General features: G+C 69.3%; 15 protein-coding genes. 10 read left to right on the forward strand and 5 right to left on the reverse strand.

What is annotated here, in order from left to right; genetic code table 11:
* The first annotated feature begins 244 nt into the window (after window positions 1–244).
* From ABVF28_RS00270 to ABVF28_RS00290, 5 genes are read left to right on the forward strand one after another with little or no spacing between them, the layout of a single operon-like run.
* Complete coding sequence (locus tag ABVF28_RS00270) at window positions 245–1,372, forward strand: ABC transporter substrate-binding protein (RefSeq protein WP_371029048.1); 1,128 nt, start codon at window positions 245–247, stop codon at window positions 1,370–1,372.
* Window positions 1,372–2,322 (forward strand): ABC transporter permease, encoded by a 951-nt coding sequence (locus tag ABVF28_RS00275; protein ID WP_371029049.1) that lies wholly within the window; start codon window positions 1,372–1,374, stop codon window positions 2,320–2,322. Before ABVF28_RS00270 ends, ABVF28_RS00275 begins: the two co-directional genes overlap by 1 nt.
* Complete coding sequence (locus tag ABVF28_RS00280; RefSeq protein ID WP_371029050.1) at window positions 2,319–3,176, forward strand: ABC transporter permease; 858 nt, start codon at window positions 2,319–2,321, stop codon at window positions 3,174–3,176. Before ABVF28_RS00275 ends, ABVF28_RS00280 begins: the two co-directional genes overlap by 4 nt.
* Window positions 3,173–3,331, forward strand: a complete 159-nt coding sequence (locus tag ABVF28_RS00285; RefSeq protein WP_371029051.1) for a hypothetical protein — start codon at window positions 3,173–3,175, stop codon at window positions 3,329–3,331. Before ABVF28_RS00280 ends, ABVF28_RS00285 begins: the two co-directional genes overlap by 4 nt.
* On the forward strand, window positions 3,328–4,515 hold the full coding sequence (locus ABVF28_RS00290; protein ID WP_371029052.1) for an ABC transporter ATP-binding protein: 1,188 nt from the start codon (window positions 3,328–3,330) through the stop codon (window positions 4,513–4,515). Before ABVF28_RS00285 ends, ABVF28_RS00290 begins: the two co-directional genes overlap by 4 nt.
* A 149-nt stretch (window positions 4,516–4,664) precedes the next feature.
* On the opposite strand, the gene ABVF28_RS00295 is transcribed toward ABVF28_RS00290, so the two are convergent.
* A complete protein-coding gene (locus ABVF28_RS00295) occupies window positions 4,665–5,468 on the reverse strand; it encodes a DeoR/GlpR family DNA-binding transcription regulator (RefSeq protein ID WP_371029053.1) in 804 nt (267 codons plus the stop codon).
* A gap of 71 nt (window positions 5,469–5,539) precedes the next feature.
* Here ABVF28_RS00295 and galT point away from each other — a divergent pair, with 71 nt between their 5' ends.
* Together galT and galK are read left to right on the forward strand one after the other, a co-directional pair.
* A complete protein-coding gene (gene galT / locus ABVF28_RS00300; RefSeq protein WP_371029054.1) occupies window positions 5,540–6,670 on the forward strand; it encodes a galactose-1-phosphate uridylyltransferase in 1,131 nt (376 codons plus the stop codon).
* Between the two features lie 14 nt (window positions 6,671–6,684).
* The gene (gene galK / locus ABVF28_RS00305) at window positions 6,685–7,830 is read left to right on the forward strand and encodes a galactokinase (protein ID WP_371029236.1); all 1,146 of its coding nucleotides are present in this window, start codon (window positions 6,685–6,687) and stop codon (window positions 7,828–7,830) included.
* A gap of 235 nt (window positions 7,831–8,065) precedes the next feature.
* Here galK and ABVF28_RS00310 read toward each other — a convergent pair whose 3' ends face one another.
* Entirely contained in the window at window positions 8,066–8,581 is a 516-nt protein-coding gene (locus ABVF28_RS00310; protein WP_371029055.1) for a GyrI-like domain-containing protein, read from the reverse strand.
* Window positions 8,582–8,813: 232 nt separating this feature from the next.
* Here ABVF28_RS00310 and ABVF28_RS00315 point away from each other — a divergent pair, with 232 nt between their 5' ends.
* Together ABVF28_RS00315 and thrC are read left to right on the forward strand one after the other, a co-directional pair.
* Window positions 8,814–10,304, forward strand: a complete 1,491-nt coding sequence (locus ABVF28_RS00315) for an amino acid permease (RefSeq protein WP_371029056.1) — start codon at window positions 8,814–8,816, stop codon at window positions 10,302–10,304.
* A gap of 61 nt (window positions 10,305–10,365) precedes the next feature.
* Window positions 10,366–11,790 (forward strand): threonine synthase, encoded by a 1,425-nt coding sequence (gene thrC / locus ABVF28_RS00320; protein WP_371029057.1) that lies wholly within the window; start codon window positions 10,366–10,368, stop codon window positions 11,788–11,790.
* Between the two features lie 133 nt (window positions 11,791–11,923).
* On the opposite strand, the gene ABVF28_RS00325 is transcribed toward thrC, so the two are convergent.
* The 3 genes from ABVF28_RS00325 to ABVF28_RS00335 all read right to left on the reverse strand — a co-directional run bounded on the left by ABVF28_RS00325 (window position 11,924) and on the right by ABVF28_RS00335 (window position 15,129).
* Window positions 11,924–12,496, reverse strand: coding sequence for a YdeI family protein (locus ABVF28_RS00325; RefSeq protein WP_371029058.1), 573 nt, complete (start codon window positions 12,494–12,496; stop codon window positions 11,924–11,926).
* A 191-nt stretch (window positions 12,497–12,687) separates the two neighbouring features.
* Window positions 12,688–13,989, reverse strand: a complete 1,302-nt coding sequence (locus ABVF28_RS00330) for an Nramp family divalent metal transporter (RefSeq protein ID WP_104310374.1) — start codon at window positions 13,987–13,989, stop codon at window positions 12,688–12,690.
* Window positions 13,990–14,193: 204 nt separating this feature from the next.
* Window positions 14,194–15,129, reverse strand: coding sequence for a dihydrodipicolinate synthase family protein (locus tag ABVF28_RS00335; protein WP_104240141.1), 936 nt, complete (start codon window positions 15,127–15,129; stop codon window positions 14,194–14,196).
* 190 nt (window positions 15,130–15,319) lie between these two features.
* Here ABVF28_RS00335 and ABVF28_RS00340 point away from each other — a divergent pair, with 190 nt between their 5' ends.
* A complete protein-coding gene (locus tag ABVF28_RS00340; RefSeq protein WP_371029059.1) occupies window positions 15,320–16,363 on the forward strand; it encodes a LacI family DNA-binding transcriptional regulator in 1,044 nt (347 codons plus the stop codon).
* Window positions 16,364–16,639 lie beyond the last annotated feature (276 nt).

Here is a 16,639-nt window from a genome sequence, read left to right on the forward strand (position 1 = left end):
TGCGGAGAAGTCGGGGCGTGTCCGCACCGGACGAGTCTACGGCGTTCGGGGGCGCCCGCGCGAAGGGGTGTGGATGCGCATCGGGTGGGCTGTTCAGATGCGCGTCCGTCGGCGTTCATCCGGTGACCGCTGGCGTTCACGCTGGCGTGGTGGCCTGTGTTCGCCCGGCCAGTCGGCAGGGTTTCGCCGGCTGGCCTCTCGGTCTCCGGCCCCACCACGATTCCGAGAAGGACATCGACTTCGCATGAACAAGCGACTTTCAATTGTGGCGACGCTCGCCCTGGCTGGGCTTGCCCTGGCGGCGTGCTCGCAGAGCCCGGCGACTGGCACGACCGGCGACACCGCGGAAGCGGCCACCGCTACGAGCCTGCAGGACTTCGGCAGCATGGATGCGCTCGTCGAGGCCGCGCAGGCCGAAGGCACCATCAACGTCATCGCGCTTCCCGACGACTGGGCGAACTACGGCGAGATCAAGGCGGGCTTCGCCGAGAAGTACGGGATCACGGTCAACTCGATCCTCCCCGACGCCTCCTCGCAGGAGGAGATCGCCGCGGCCGACGCCAACAAGGGCACCGACCAGGCGCCTGACGTCTTCGATCTCGGTGCGAACGTCGCCCTCGCGTCGACCGACTACTTCGCGCCGTACCAGGTCGAGAACTGGGAGCACATCCCAGACGCCAACAAGGAAGCCACGGGCCTCTGGGTGAACGACTACACGGGCATCATGTCGGTCGGCTACAACGCCACCAAGTACGGCGAGATCACGTCGATCGACCAGCTCACCGACCCGAAGTTCGCGAACTCGGTGGCCCTCAACGGCAAGCCCGCCGAGGCCGGCGCGGCCTTCAACGGCTTCCTCTCGGCCAGCAACGCCTCCGGCGGCGACTTCGCCGACCTGCAGCCCGGCCTCGACTACTTCGCGAAGCTCAAGGACGCCGGCACGCTCAACCTGAAGGACGTCACCGCTGGCACCGTCGACGCCGGCGAGCACGGCGTCGTCTTCGACTGGAGCTACAACCAGCTCTCGACCGTCGAGCGCCTCGAGGCGAAGGGCGTCGAGTGGGCGACCTTCGTGCCGGAGGGCGGAGAGATCGCCGCGTACTACAACCAGGCCATCAACGTCGACGCCCCGAACCCCGCCGCGGCCCGCCTCTGGATGGAGTACCTGTACTCGCCGGAGGTGCAGAACATCTGGCTCGCGGGCGGTGCGATGCCCGTGCTCTTCGACTGGATGGAAGCCGAGGGCACGCTCGACCAGGCGGCCCTCGAGAGCCTCCCGGAGGTCGATGGCACACCGGTGACGCCGACCTCGGAGGAGGCAGAGGCCGCCAACGCGTTCCTGGCCGAGAATTGGGACTCGACGATCTCCTGATGACTGCCACCGCACCCCTCGCGGCGGCGACCGAGCCGGCATCCGCAGCTGCACCCGCAGCCGCGCCTGTCGCGCCCGGCCGCCGCCCGCGGGGCGCACCCTGGTCGGCGTCGCGCACGTCGCTCATCGGTGTCGCCCCCTTTCTGATCTACACGGGAGTCTTCCTCCTATTACCGACATTGCTGGTCGTCGTCGGCGCGTTCTTCACCCGCCAGGGCGTCTTCACGACGAGCGGGTTCGAGCGGCTCCTCTCACCCGCATCCGTCAACATCTTCTGGACTTCGACCTGGCTCTCTGCGGTCACCGCGGTGCTCGGCGCCGTCATTGGCGCCATAGTCGCGTACGCGCTCTCCACGAGCCCGGCGAACAGCATCGGCCGTCGTGTGTTCACGGCCTTCAACTCGGTGCTCGCGCAGTTCGGCGGCGTCATGCTCGCGTTCGCGTTCGTCGCGACGATCGGCATGAACGGGATGCTCACCCGCTTCCTCGAGGGCGCGGCCGGGTTCCAGGTCGACTCGGGCTTCCTCTCGAGCGTGCCCGGCCTCGTCGCCGTCTACCTCTACTTCCAGGTGCCGCTCATGGTGATCGTGTTCCTCCCAGCGGTGGATGGCATCCGCCGCGAATGGCGCGACGCCACCGTCATGCTCGGCGGCAGCTCGCTCGTCTACTGGTTCCGCGTCGCGGGCCCGCTGCTCGCGCCGAGCTTCCTCGGGTCCGTGCTCCTCCTGTTCGCGAACTCCTTCTCCGCCTTCGCGACCGCGGCGGCACTGATCTCGCAGCAGACGATCATCGTGCCGATGGAGATCGAGGCGGCGCTCCGCAACGAGAACACGGCGGGCCTCGAGTCGTACGCCCAGGCGCTCGCGCTCGGCATGATCGTGGTCGTCGCGATCGTCATGTCCCTCTACGCGCTCCTGCAGAAGCGCAGCGCACGGTGGTTGTCGCGATGACGCAGACGACCTCGCTCGGGCCCAGCTGTGGCCGCCGCGGCCTCGTCGACCGTGCACGCCGGCGCCAGCAGGCGTTCCGCATCACGGTGCTCACGCTCACGACCGTCGCCCTCCTCGTGCCGCTCGTGAGCCTCTTCGAGTTCTCCATCCGCTTCCCGCTCACTGGCGAGGTCAGCTTCGACGCCTGGGAGCGGGTCCTCGCCGGCAACACGGGGGAGTACTCGACGCTCGACGTGCTCTGGTCGGGGCTCACGAACTCCCTCATCATGTGCGTGCTGACCGTCGTCATCGTGCTGGTGCTGCTCGTGCCGACCATGGTGTGGGTGCGTCTCAAGGTGCCCACCATGGACCGCGCCGTCGAGTTCGTCTGCCTGCTGCCGCTCACCATCCCGGCCGTCGTGCTCGTCGTCGGCCTCGCGCCGATCTACCGCTTTCTCGCCTCGACGCCGCTCGGCTCCAACACGGTGTGGCTCGCGTTCGCCTACGTCGTGCTCGTGCTGCCGTTCGCCTACCGCTCGATCGACGCGGGGCTCAGGTCGATCGACCTGAAGACCCTCACCGAGGCGGCCCGCTCGTTCGGCGCATCCTGGCCCGTCATCATCCTGCGCGTGATCCTCCCGAACATCCGCAGCGCGCTCATCTCGGCGAGCTTCGTGACCATCGCCGTCGTGCTCGGCGAGTTCACCGTCGCCCGCTTCCTCGCGCGCGACAACCTGCAGACCGCGCTCTTCCAGATCAACCTGTCCGATGGGCAGATCGCAGCCGTCATGTCGCTCCTCGCGCTCGGCGTCACCACGATCCTGCTCATCACCCTCGACCTGCTCGCGGGGCGCCGGACGCGGAGGCGCCGATGAACCGCCACGTCGCGATCATCGGCAGCGAGCTCATCCTCGGCGCGCTGCCCTACCTCGCAGTTGCCCTCGCCAGCATCTCCATCCTCGTCACCGAGCGCAGCTCAGCCCGTGCACCCCGGGACGCCCGCCGCGCAACGAAAGGCCAGAAGCCATGACCAGCACCATCGCGGCGTCCGCACCCGCATCCGTCACCCATTCGCAGACCGCCGTCGGCGTCGAGCTGCGTGGCGTCACGCGCCGCTTCGGCTCGACCGTCGCGCTGCGCGGCCTCGACCTGAGCATCAAGCCCGGCGAGATGGTCGCCCTGCTCGGACCGAGCGGATGCGGGAAGACCACCGCGCTGCGAGCGCTCGCGGGGCTCGAGGACATCGATGAGGGCGAGATCCTCGTCGGCGGACGCGACGTCGCGAACGTGCCAGCCTCCAAGCGGGACATGGCCATGGTCTTCCAGTCGTACTCGCTGTTCCCGCACCTGACGGTCGCACAGAACGTGGCGTTCCCGCTCAGCCTGCGCCGCGGCATTCCGGCGAGGGAGCGCAACGCGCGCGTGCCCGAGTACCTCGAGCTCGTCGGTCTCGGCGGCTTCGACGATCGCTACCCCAACGAGCTCTCGGGCGGCCAGCAGCAGCGCGTCGCCCTCGCCCGCGCGCTCGCCGTCCAGCCCAAGGTGCTGCTCCTCGACGAGCCGCTCTCGGCCCTGGATGCGAAAGTGCGGGTGCAGCTGCGCGACGAGATCCGCCGCATCCAGCTCGAGGTCGGCATCACGACCGTGTTCGTGACCCACGACCAGGAGGAGGCGCTCGCCGTCGCCGACCGGGTCGCCGTCATGCGCGGTGGCATCATCGAACAGCTCGGCGAGCCGGAGGCGATCTACTCGACCCCGGAGAACGCGTTTGTCGCCGACTTCATCGGACACCACTCGCCAGTGCGAGCCAGTGCGGCGGGCGGCGTCGCGACGGTGCTCGGGCAGCGCGTGCCGCTGCTGGCTGGCAGCGCCGACGGCGACGTCGACGTGCTCCTGCGGCCGGAGCACGTGTCGTTCGCGGTGGCCGGTGCGGTGGACGCGGCCGGTGCTTCAGGGGTCGCGGCTGGTGCGGGCGCCGATGGCGTATCGGAGCGCATCGATGCAGACGCTGCGCTGCCGGCAGGTGAGGCGCTCGCGCGGATCGTCTCGACGGGCTTCCTCGGCGCCCACGTCGTCGTGCAGGCTCGACTCGCGGACGGCACGCTCCTGCGCGCGCACATGCGGAGCCGCGACACGGGTGCGCTCGAGCCGGGCCGCGTGGTGGCCGTCGAGGTGCATCCGGCGCCCGCGCTCGCTGTGGCCGTCGGGGCGTAGCCGCCTGTCCAACTTCAGTGCAATTTCGGGCGAATCTGGCGTCTCGGCGTCGAAAACCCTCGATATTGCACTGAAGTTGGACAGCCACGGGCGCCACGAGAGGTGATGCGCACGCTGGTCGGCGCGGGTCGAGGTCCGGCGCGCTGCTGCTAGACCAGCCGCACGTCGCAGCCGGCAGCGCGCAGTGCCTCGACGTCGCCCGCGTCTGCCTCGGTGCCCGTGATGAGGCTCTCGAACTCGCCGAGGCCGCCGATGACGCCGACGTGCGCGCGGCCGAGCTTGCTGGCATCGGCGACGACGACCGAGTGGTCGGCTGCGTGGAGCATGGCCCGCTTGAGCTCGGACTCCGGCAGGTTCACGTTGGTGACGCCCGCGCCGACCTGCACGCCCGTGCAGCCGATGACGGCCAGGTCGGTGTGGATGCGCTCGAGCATCGCGGACGCGTAGGGCGCGACGAGCGAGTGCTGCAGCGGGCGGAGGGTGCCGCCCGTCACGACGACCGTGAAGCGGGGGATGGCCGACTCGAGGGCGAGCGCGATCGAGAGGCCGTTCGTGATGATGACGACGTCGTCGAGGTCGTCCCGCGCGAGCAGGGCCTCGGCGACGGCCGTCGTGGTCGTGCCGACATCGAGGAGCACGCTCGAGCCGCTCGTCACGAGCGCTGCCGCGGCGGCGCCGATGCGGCGCTTCTCGTCTGCGGCACTCTGCTGCGCGGTCTCGAAGGAGGTCTCGAGGCCGGCGGGCCCGTGGCCGAAGATCGCACCGCCGTGGACTCGCCCGAGGACCCCCGCGCGCTCGAGCGCCGTGAGGTCGGAGCGAACGGTGACCTCCGAGACGCCGAGCTCGCGGCTCAGGTCAGCGACTCTGGCGAAGCCGGTACGTTTGACGAGCGCGACCACGTCGGCTCTGCGCGCCTCTGCGGGGCGGTCTGGGGTCGTCTCGTTGTTCACCACGATCCACAGCTTACGCCTTCGCAAGCGGATTGACACTTGACTTTCGAAAACGAAAGTGGCGTAATCGGAGCGTGCACTCCCTCACCAACAACATCGTCAAGCGCGAGACGCTGCTCTCCGACGGTCGCGAGCTCATCTACTTCGACGACGCCGACACGACCCTCGACCCCGAGCGCGCGCTCGACAGTCGCATCCCCGCCGATCGTCCGCCGGTCGCCGAGATGCGCCAGGACCCGCTCACCGGTGAGTGGATCTCGATCGCCGCGGCGCGCCAGAACCGCGTCATGCTGCCGCCCAAGCACCTCGACCCCCTGGCGCCTTCGAGCCCGGCGAACCTCACCGAGGTGCCGAGCAACTACGACGTGGCCGTGTTCGAGAACAAGTCGCCCTCCTTCGGCCCGACGCTCGCCGTCGACGGCTTCAGCCCCGAGGGCGAGCTCGAGGAACTCGCATCCCTTGGCCTCGGCCGCACGAAGCCGTCGATCGGCCGATGCGAGGTCGTCTGCTTCAGCCCCGAATCAGAGGGGTCGTTCGCCTCGCTCTCGCTCTCGCGCGCTCGCACGGTCGTCGAGGCATGGGCTGACCGCACCGCCGCGCTCTCGCAGCTGCCCGGCGTGCAGCAGGTCTTCCCGTTCGAGAACCGTGGCAAGGACATCGGCGTCACGCTGCACCACCCGCACGGCCAGATCTACTCGTACCCCTACGTCACGCCGCGCACTGCTGCGCTCATCCGCTCTGTCGAGAAGTACGGGCCGACGCTCTTCCAGGACATCCTCGATTTCGAGCAGGCCTCCGAGCGGATGCTCATCCGCGGCGAGCACGTCACGTTCTTCGTGCCCTTCGCCGCGCGGTGGCCGCTGGAGGTGCACATGCTCCCGCACCGCCACGTCGCCGACCTCGCCGAGACGACGCCGGAGGAGCGCGACGAGATCGCCCGCGAGTACCGCCGCGTGCTGCGCGCCCTCGACGCGATCTACGACACCCCGACCCCCTACATCGCCGCGTGGCACCAGGCGCCCGTCAACTCGCATCGTGATGACGTCAGGCTCATGCTGCAGATCACCTCGCCTCGGCGTGCGGAGGACAAGCTCAAGTTCCTCGCCGGTTCCGAGTCGGCGATGGGGGCCTTCATCGGCGACGTCCCGCCTGAAGCCACGGCGGGCCTCCTGCGCGCGGCGCTCGCGAAGGTGGACGCAGCGTGACCCGGCCAGAGCTGGTGACGGCGGCGACGGAGGCGTTCGCGCGCATCCACGGTGGCGCACCCGACGGCCTCTGGTCGTCGCCGGGACGCGTGAACCTCATCGGCGAGCACACCGACTACAACGAGGGCTTCGTGTTCCCGTTCGCGATCAACCGGCACACCGTGGTCGCCGCGAGGCTGCGCGACGACCGGATCGTCCGCGTCTCGAGCGGGCTCCGCGAGGGGGTCGAGGAGATCGCCATCCACGAACTGGCGCCGGATGCGCTGAGCGGCTGGTCCGCCTACGCACTCGGGGTCATCTGGGCGGCGGGCCAGCTGGGCGCCGACCTCAGCCAAGCCCGTGGGCTCGACCTGCACGTCGAGTCCGACGTGCCCCTCGGGGCAGGGCTGTCCTCTTCCGCCGCCCTCGAGGGTGCCGTGGCCGTCGCCATCGACGAGCTGTGGCAGCTCGACCTCGACCGCCGCACGCTCGCCCGCATCGGGCGCCTCGCCGAGAACGAGGCCGTCGGCGCCCCGACCGGCATCATGGACCAGTCGGCCGTGCTCCTCGGTCAGCGCGACTCGGGTGTGCTGCTCGACTGCCGTTCGCTCGAGTCGACCATCGTGCCGCTCGCGTTCGAGGCTCAGGGGCTTGCGGTGCTCGTCATCGACACCCGCGTCGAGCATGCCCACGCGAACGGCGGCTACGCCGAACGGCGCGCCTCGTGCGAGCGCGGGGCCGCTGGCCTGGGCGTCTCGTCGCTGCGCGACGTGGCCGTCGGCGACCTGGAGCGCGCCGAGCAGGTCCTGGATGAGGAGACGTTCCGCCGGGTGCGCCACATCGTCACCGAGAACGCGAGGGTTCTTGCCGTCGTGGAAGCGCTCCGCGACAGCGGCCCGCGCAGCATCGGCCCACTGCTCGCCGAGTCCCACGCATCGATGCGCGACGATTTCGAGATCTCCGTGCCGGAGCTCGACCTCGCGGTATCGACGGCCGTCGCTGCAGGGGCCATCGGCTCGCGCATGACGGGCGGCGGCTTCGGGGGAGCGGCGATCGCGCTCGTGGAACGCGACGACCTCGCCTCCATCTCGCAGCGCATCCACGAGGCCTTTGCCGCCGCGGGGTTCACGGAGCCGGCGACGTTCGAGGTGCTTCCCTCCCAGGGCGCTACCCGCGTCTGAGCCGCGCCGCCGGCGCCCGCTGGCTCTCTGCTGAGCTGCTTGGTCTCCGCCCAGCCACTCGGCCGGAGCCCCGCGCCAGACCCCGGCCTTGCGCATCCGCGACAAGTCCAGCGGATGCGCTTGCCACAGGTCTGCGTGCGCGCCTGTACGTCTCGGTACAGACGTCGGGCTCACGCATCCGCTGGCCGGTAAGCGGATGCGCGCGGCCCAGGTCTGCGGCTCGGTCGCCTCCTCGTTACTCGCGCGGGGCGAGCGACACGATGAGGTCGGTGCGCAGGTCGTCGGGGTTCATGTCGGGGCTCGGCTCGGTGACGTAGATCTCCACCATCGAACCGGGGGCCTCGCCGGAGTCGGCGACATCCTGCATCAGGCGACCCCACGATTCGCCGAGGCCATCGAACGAGCCGAGGTGCGTGGCACCGGCCGCCGGACCTGCCGGCAACCAGGAATTCTGGATGGCGATGTCGCCGACGATGATCTTCTCCCGCTCCGACTCGGTGACGGGGAAGCCGATCTCCACGTCGAAGGTCTGCGACGGGTCGCCGTGGTAGACCGCGAGGGCGGGACCTGCGGGCTGCACCTTGCCGGCCCCGATCGCGGCGCCCATCGCCTGGAACGTCGTGTCGAAGAGCGCGCGCAGGTCGCCCATGCTGACGTTGTCGTAGCGCGCGACCGCGAGGGGGACGGCGGTCAGCTCGAAGCGCTCGACGCCTTGGCGGGGTGATTCGGGCAGCGGAAGTGTCTCTGGCATGGTGTCCTCCTCGACGTCCCGCGCAGGCGGGGGCAGATGCTTGACGCCAACCTAGGGCAAGCAGCCGTATGCCGACGCCAGGTTCGGTGTTCTCGCGGGAACTTCTCCACAAGGACCGGAACTCGACGCGCTCGGTGCGCGGCCGAGGCGCTACGATCGCGCAGGTGGCGTGCCGGCGCAGATGACGGTCGGGTGGATGCGCCACCGGAACCACGAGAGACACGAGCTGCGCATGAACACCGTCGAGAACAACGGCATCGACACCGGGGCCACGCAGAAGCGGCCCCTCGCGCGGGCGCTCACGGCCCGGCACATCCGCTTCATGGCGCTCGGCTCGGCGATCGGAACGGGCCTCTTCTACGGCTCGTCGGCCGCGATCCAGGCCGCGGGCCCCGCCGTGCTGCTCGCGTACATGATCGCCGGCGCCGCCGTCTTCATGGTGATGCGTGCGCTTGGCGAGATGACCGTGCGTCACCCCGTGACCGGCTCGTTCGGGCAGTTCGCGAACCGCTACCTTGGCGCGCGCTGGGGCTTCATCACCGGCTGGACGTACGCGTTCGAGATGATCGTCGTCGCGATCGCCGACGTCACCGCTTTCGGCGTCTACATGGGCTTCTGGTACCCGGACGTCGCGCGCTGGGTGTGGATCGTCGCCGTCATCCTCTTAATCGCCGCCATCAACCTGCTCGGCGTGCGCGCATTCGGGGAGCTCGAGTTCTGGCTCGCCCTCGTGAAGGTCACCGCGATCATCGCCATGATCGCGGGCGGCATCGCGATCATCATCTTCGGCTTCAGCAACCAGTCACCGGATGCGTCCGGCATCGGCGCGCTCTTCAACCCGGCGACGGGCGGCTTCTTCCCGATGGGCATCGAGGGGGTCATCGCCTCCTTCGCGATCGTGGTCTTCGCGTTCGGCGGCATCGAGATCATCGGCATCACGGCGGGTGAAGCGCAGGACCCGAAGCGCGTCATCCCGAAGGCCATCAACAGCGTGCCGCTGCGCATCCTCCTCTTCTACGTGGGCGCGCTCGCGGTCATCATGATGCTCGCGCCGTGGAACACGATCACGGGAGACGCGAGCCCGTTCGTCTCGATCTTCGACGGCCTCGGGATCCCCGCGGCCCCGCACATCTTGAACTTCGTGGTCATCACGGCGGCGCTCTCGGCCATCAACTCGGACGTGTTCGGGGCCGGCCGCATGATCTACGGCCTCGCCGAGCAGGGGCAGGCGCCGCGCGTGTTCCTGCGGGTCTCGAGGAACGGCGTGCCGTGGGCGACGGTCGCGCTCATGGTCGCGGCGCTCGCGGTCGGCGCGTGGATGAACGCCGTGATCCCCGAGGACGTGTTCCTGGTGATCGCGTCCATCGCGACGTTCGCGACGGTGTGGGTGTGGATCATGATCGTCTGCTCGCACATCGCGATGAAGCGGGACATCGCACGCGGCGGCCGCAGCGCATCCGAGTTCCCCGTGCCGCTGTGGCCGTACGCGTCGTGGGCGACCCTCGGGTTCCTCGTGTTCGTGCTCGGCGTGCTCGGCTGGTTCGAGAACACGCGCGTCGCACTCCTGGTCGGAGCCGTCTGGTTGGCGCTGCTGCTCGTCGCCTACCAGTTCGCCGTCGGCACGGCCGGCAAGCGCCGCGCCGACCTCGTCGACGAGACGCGATCAGTGGAGGTGCAAGCCGGCGGGCCTACGCCGCAAGTCAAGGGCACCCCGCGCGACTGACCCGCCCCGATACGATGGGGACGCACACTCCCGGCACGACAGACGACTGAGGCGCCAGATCTTGCAATTCATCTCAACACGCGGCGGCACGCTCGGCGCATACTCCGACGTTCTCCTCGAGGGCCTCGCCCCGAACGGCGGGCTCGCCGTCCCGGAGCTGCTGCCGCAGTTCACGAACGACGACCTCGAGCGGTGGCGGCCGCTCGACTACGCCGGTCTCGCGACCGAGGTGCTCGCGCTCTTCGCGACCGACATCCCCCGCGCAGACCTCGAGCAGCTGACGGCGCACGCCTACGGCGAGGGCCGCTTCGCCTCCGAGGATGTCGTCCCGCTGCAGCAGCTGGATGCGCAGCTCACGCTCGTGGGCCTGTCCGAGGGCCCGACCCTCGCGTTCAAGGACATGGCCATGCAGTACCTGGGCCAGACCCTCGACTACGTGCTCGCCAAACGCGACCGCGTGCTCAACGTGCTCGGCGCGACCTCGGGCGACACCGGGTCGGCCGCGGAGCACGCCCTGCGCGGACGCGAGCGCGTCTCCGTCTTCATGCTCTCCCCGCAGGGCCGCATGAGCGCGTTCCAGCGCGCGCAGATGTACTCGCTGCAGGACGAGAACGTGCACAACATCGCCGTCAAGGGCGTCTTCGACGACTGCCAGAACCTCGTGAAGCGCCTCGCGGAAGACATCGACTTCAAGCGCGGCAACAACATCGGCGCCGTCAACTCCATCAACTTCGGCCGCATCTCGGCCCAGATCGCCTACTACGTGTGGGCGTGGCTGCGAGCCACCGACGAGCTGTCGGCGGATGCTCGCGACGGCTTCGAGGTGTCGTTCGCGGTGCCGTCCGGCAACTTCGGCAACATCCTCTCCGGCCTGTACGCGAAGCTCATGGGCCTGCCCGTGCGCAAGCTCGTGCTCGCCGTCAACGAGAACAACGTGCTCGACGAGTTCTTCCGCACGGGCTTCTACCGCCCGCGCAACGCCGAGAACACGCTCGCCACGTCGAGCCCCTCGATGGACGTGTCGCGCGCGTCGAACCTCGAGCGCTTCGTGTTCGAGCTGCTCGGTCGCGACGGCGGACGCACGGCAGCCGCGTGGAGCGAGCTGGCCGTGACGGGCGAGATCGACCTGTCGGTGGCGCAGCACACGTTCGAGCCGCTCTTCGGCATCGTCAGCGGAACGAGCACCCACGCCGACCGTCTCGCGACGATCCGCAGCGTGCACGACGCATCCGGTGTCACGATCGACCCGCACACGGCCGACGGCGTGAAGGTCGCGCGCGAGCATCTCGAGGACGGCGTTCCCATGCTCGTGCTCGAGACCGCGAAGCCGCAGAAGTTCGCTGACACGATCTCCGAGGCGCTCGGCGCCGAGGTCGAGGTCGACGCGGAGACGCGGGCGCTCCTCGACGCGCCCCAGCGGGTCGTCGAGCTCGACGACGACGAGCAGCTCCTGCGCGACTTCATCGCGGAGCGCGTGCTGCGCTAACGCCCAGCCCCATCCGGGCGTACACGTATGGAAAATGCATGCTCCTTGCACCGGGAGCATGCATTTTTCGTAGGTCTGCGCCGCAGCGGGCGGGTGCGGGAGGCAGTCGCGCGCGGGAGCGCCCGTGAGCCGCTTACTTGTAGTGGTGCTCCCCGCGGGCGGCCTTCTCGACGACGTCCTGGATGCGCGCGGCGCGGATCGCTGTCGTCTTGATGCCGGTGATGCGGAAGATGACCTGGAAGCGCTCCTGCTTCTTCATCGCCTCGAAGAAAGCGAGGGCGGCTGGGTTCGCGTCGAGTGCCGCCTGCAGGTCGGCGGGCACCACTGCGTCCTTGACCCGGTAGGCGGCGTCCCACCGGCCGTCGGCCTTCGCCCGCTCGATCTCCGCGAGGCCGCCCGGCTGCATCCGCCCCTCTTCGATGAGGCGGGCCACGTGCCCGACGTTGATCTGCGACCACGGGCTGTTCTTCCGCCGTGGCGTGAACGCCTGCAGCATGTAGTCGTCGTCGAATCGCGCCGACTGGCCGTCGATCCACCCGTAGCATAGGGCCACCTCGAGCGCCTCCTGCCAGGTGATGCCCGGCGCCTTCGAGAGCTTCTTGCGCAGTTTCAGTCGTACGCCGCCGTCGTCGGGGCCGGACGCGAGGAACGCCGCCCACTGCTCGATCGTGAAGTCGTGGACGGGTTTGTCGGCAAAGCTCACCATGGCGTCATCCTAGGAGGGCGTCGGTCCGGCTGGCGCTGTCCAACTTCCGTGATGGATGCGCTCCACCGACCACCGGGAACGCATCCTGGCCCGTTTCATCACGCAAATCGGTCAGGGCCCGCGCCCAGCAGAGAGCTGAGCACGGGCCCTGATCGTCGGCCCAATCCGCCGAGGTGCTTCGCCTGCGCCGCCTACCCGGCGATGAAGCTCATGAGCAACCGCACGGAAAGCGCGAGCACCGCGACGAGGCCGAGGATGCCGAACAGGTTCTGCCACCACTTGTTGCGCATCTCGCCCATGAGCGAGCGGCGGTTCGCCATGATGATGATGAGTGCCGCCAGGATGGGCGCGACCAGGATGGTGAGGGCCTGGGCGAGCACGATGAGCTCGACGGGCGAGGTCTGGAAGATGAGCGTCACCGCCAGACCGAAGGCGAGGATGAAGCCGCTCGTGACGCGGGCCGTGATGGTGTTCGCGGATCCACCCCTGCCGAACGCGTCGGACAGCATCGTGCCGCCGGCGATCGCGTTGGGGATCATCGAGGAGAACGCCGCCCCCGCGAAGCCGAGGGCGAAGATGAAGCCGCCGACGGGTCCCGCGAGCGGTTCGAAGATCGCCGCCAAGCCGGTGATCGAGGTCGCGGTCTCAGCGGTCTTGCCCAGGGCGCCCGCCGCGACGACGATGACGAGCCCCGTCATGATGCCAGGCGCGATGATGCCTGGGATCGTGTCGACCAGCGTCACATCGCGGTAGTCCTCCTCCGTGCGGCCGCGCTCCTTCGTGCCGTAGGAGGTGTAGAAGGCGGCGTTGATGGAGAAGTTCGTGCCGACGAGCGCCACGATGAGCAGCCAGGAGCCCTCCGGTGCGGTCGGGATGAGCCCTCGGCCCGCCTCCGCCCAGTCGGGGTTGACGACGAACGCGCTCACGACGAAGCAGATCGCCATGAGGGCGACGATGCCGATGAGGACCTTCTCGATGACGTTGTAGATGCTGCGGATGAAGAGCACGGCCGCGACGCCGAGGGTGCAGATGGCGGTCCACATGACGGGCGACGAGCCCTCGACGAGCATCGAGAGTCCGAGGCCCGAGCCGACCGCGTTTCCCACGGAGAAGCACAGCGTGATGAGGAAGACGCCGACGCCGGCGACGACCCCGAGCGGCTTCCCGAGGTGGTCCTTGATGGAGGCGATGAGGGACACGGGCGATTTGATGCCGAGTCGCACGCTCATGTCGGTGAGGAAGATCATGAGCACCGTCGAGACGGCGATGACCCAGATGAGGGCGTACTGGTACGAGCTTCCGGCCTGGACAGCCGTGGTGAGGTTGCCGGGCCCGAACTGCCAGGCGCCCGCGACGAACGCGGGTCCGATGAGGGCCAGCTGCTGCCAGAAGCGGCGGCGAGTGCGGCGGGATTCGACGATCGTGCGGACTGCTTCGGTCGAGATGCGTGCGTGGCCGGTGCCCGGCGTCGAGTGGAGGCGGGTGTCGCCCATGAGGGTCTCCTTCGGGGAGTGCGGCTGATCGGATGCGGGGCATCCGGCCGCGAAGTCGTCATTGACTTGGGGGTCGCGCAGGTTGGGGGAACCGGCGCGACCGGTGCCGCTTCCGTGGCGTGCGTGGCGGCGTGTGTCGTCGATCGTCGAGCAGTCGACGTCAAGCGTATGGGGCAGCGACCCTGTTGTCGCTGCCCCTGCCTGCTAGGAGGCGACCGTCACGCGGTCGAGCCCTGCGATGGCGAACGCCTCGGCGATCTCGCGGTCCGCGCCGTCCGCAAGTGGCAGGAGCGGGGTGCGGACGGTCGCGTGGTCGAGGATGCCGCGGTGCACGAGGCCCCACTTGAGCGCGACCGTACCCTCCATGTGCGAGCCGCGGTGGTACACGTTCTTCGTGACGGGGAGCAGGCGCTCGTGGATCTCGTGCGCCCGGTCGTAGTCGTGCGCCTTGCCGGCCTCGATGAGCTCGACGAGCGCCTCGGGAGCGATGTTGCCGTAGCCGACGAGCAGGCCGTCGACGTCGAACATCGTGGGCAGCAGGTACTCGTCGTGGCAGGAGAGGATCTGCAGCTCCGGGTAGGCGGCGCGCAGCGCGGGGATCTCGGTGTACCAGCGGCGCATGTTGCGGACGCCGTTCTTCGTCGCGAAGACGCCCTCCTGGCCGGCGATCTCGAGCTGCGTGTCGAGGTTGTAGCTGGCCTTCGTGTTGTCGGGGTACTGGAAGAGGATCAGCGGGAGTCCGCTCTCCTCGTAGATGTCGCGGTAGCGCGTCTGGGGCGCGCCGTCCTGGTAGCCGAAGCGCAGCCACCCGTGGGACGGGTAGACGAGGCCGGCGGACGCGCCAGCATCCACTGCCCGCTTGGCTTCCTCGGCGGCGACGGCGTTGCCCTCCTGGGTGATGCCGGCGACGATCGGGATGCGGGAGTCGACCGACTCGCGGAAGGCCGTGATGACCTTGGCCTGCTCGGTCTGCGTGAGGAACGTGCCCTCGCCGGCGTGGCCGAGGACGACGAGGCTCTTGACGCCGTCGACGGAGCCGAGCCAGGAGCCGAGGCGCTGGATGGCGTCGTAGTCGACGGCGCCGTCCTCGGTGAAGGGGGTGACGGGGGCGGGGGAGAGGCCGCGGAGATCGATCGACATCTTGTCTTCCTTTGCTCATCGTTGAGGTGGTGGGTCCCGGCCGTTGCGAGCTGGCGTTGCTTCTGGTTCTGTCAGTTGCAAACGTTTGCGGGAACGATTGCAAGTCTTGATGCAAACGTTCCCGGTGTCAACCCCCGAATCCTGTGATTGCTGCCGGAGCTGTGTCAGCGACCGGGATACACTCCTCCGCATGAGGCGAAACGACAGTGCTGTTGCCCCCGGGGCGGGCGAGCGCCGAGTCGTGACCCTCAAGGAGGTCGCCGCCGAAGCCGGCGTCAGCATCTCGACCGTCAGCCGCATCCTCGACGAGCGCACCGCGCAGTCGCAGTCGGCGACCGCCGTGCGTGTCCGCGAGATCGCGAACGAGCTCGGCTACCGGCGCAACGTGTTCGCGTCCCAGCTCCGCCGCGGATCGACGAGCACGATCGGAGTGCTCGTGCCGCGCCTCAGCGACACGGTCATGGCGCTCATGTACGAGGCGGTCGAGCGTGCAGCGGCCGCGCGCGGCTACGTCGCGGTCGTCGCGACGACCGGTGACGACGCCGAAGGCGAGCAGCGCGCCGCCCAAGTCCTCCTCGACCGCAACGTGGATGCGCTCATCATCGCCTCATCTCGACGCGTCGACTCCTTCCCCCAGTCGCTGCAGGAGTCTGGCATCCCGCTCGCGCTCGTCCTGCGCACCGACGGCGTCAGCCCGTCCTCCCTCGGCGACGACGAAGTCGGCGGCTACCTCGCCGTGCGGCACCTCATCGACCTCGGCCACCGCGACATCGCACTCGTCACGGGTCCCGACTTCACGTCCAGTGCACGAGACCGCCTGGCCGGGGCGCTGCGAGCGGCGCGCGAGGCCGGCATCGAGATCCCTCTGCACCGCATCGCGGGCGACGGCTTCCGCATCGAACACGGCGCCGCCGCGGCCGAGCGCATCCTCGACGCGGCCGACGTGCCGCCGACCGCGATCTTCGCCGCGAACGACAACCTCGCCCTCGGCGTCATGGCCGCCTCGCACCGCCACGGCCTGCGGATCGGCACCGACCTGGCCCTCGTGGGCTACAACGACGTCCCCTTGGCCGAGGCCCTGCCCGTGCCGCTCACCTCGGTGCGCACGTCGTTCGACCAGATCGCCACGACCGCGCTCGAGCTGCTGCTGACGCCCGGCGCAGGTCCCGTCATCCGCCGCGCGATGCCGACCCTCATCCCACGCGCATCCAGCTGCCCGCCGCCGCAGCGCTGACCGCGGCTCCGTCGGCCCGTCGCGGGTGCCGAGTGCGCCGCGGCCCTGTCCAACATCAGTGCAATATGGCCGCATTTTGATCCGTCAGGCCGTCGTTCGCGCGTTTTTGCACTGATGTTGGACAGGTCCGCCGCTCGGCGGCCGGGTCGACCGGCGCTCCGGGGCTTCGTGCCTCGTGCTCGCGCCCGTGCTCTGGCCCCGCCCCCTGTGGCCAACTTCCGTGATGGATGCGCGCCCGTGGCGTTCGTGGCGCCGTACGAATGCGTTTTGTCCCTC

Source organism: Pseudoclavibacter sp. JSM 162008, assembly GCF_041366455.1.
Classification (GTDB): domain Bacteria; phylum Actinomycetota; class Actinomycetes; order Actinomycetales; family Microbacteriaceae; genus Pseudoclavibacter.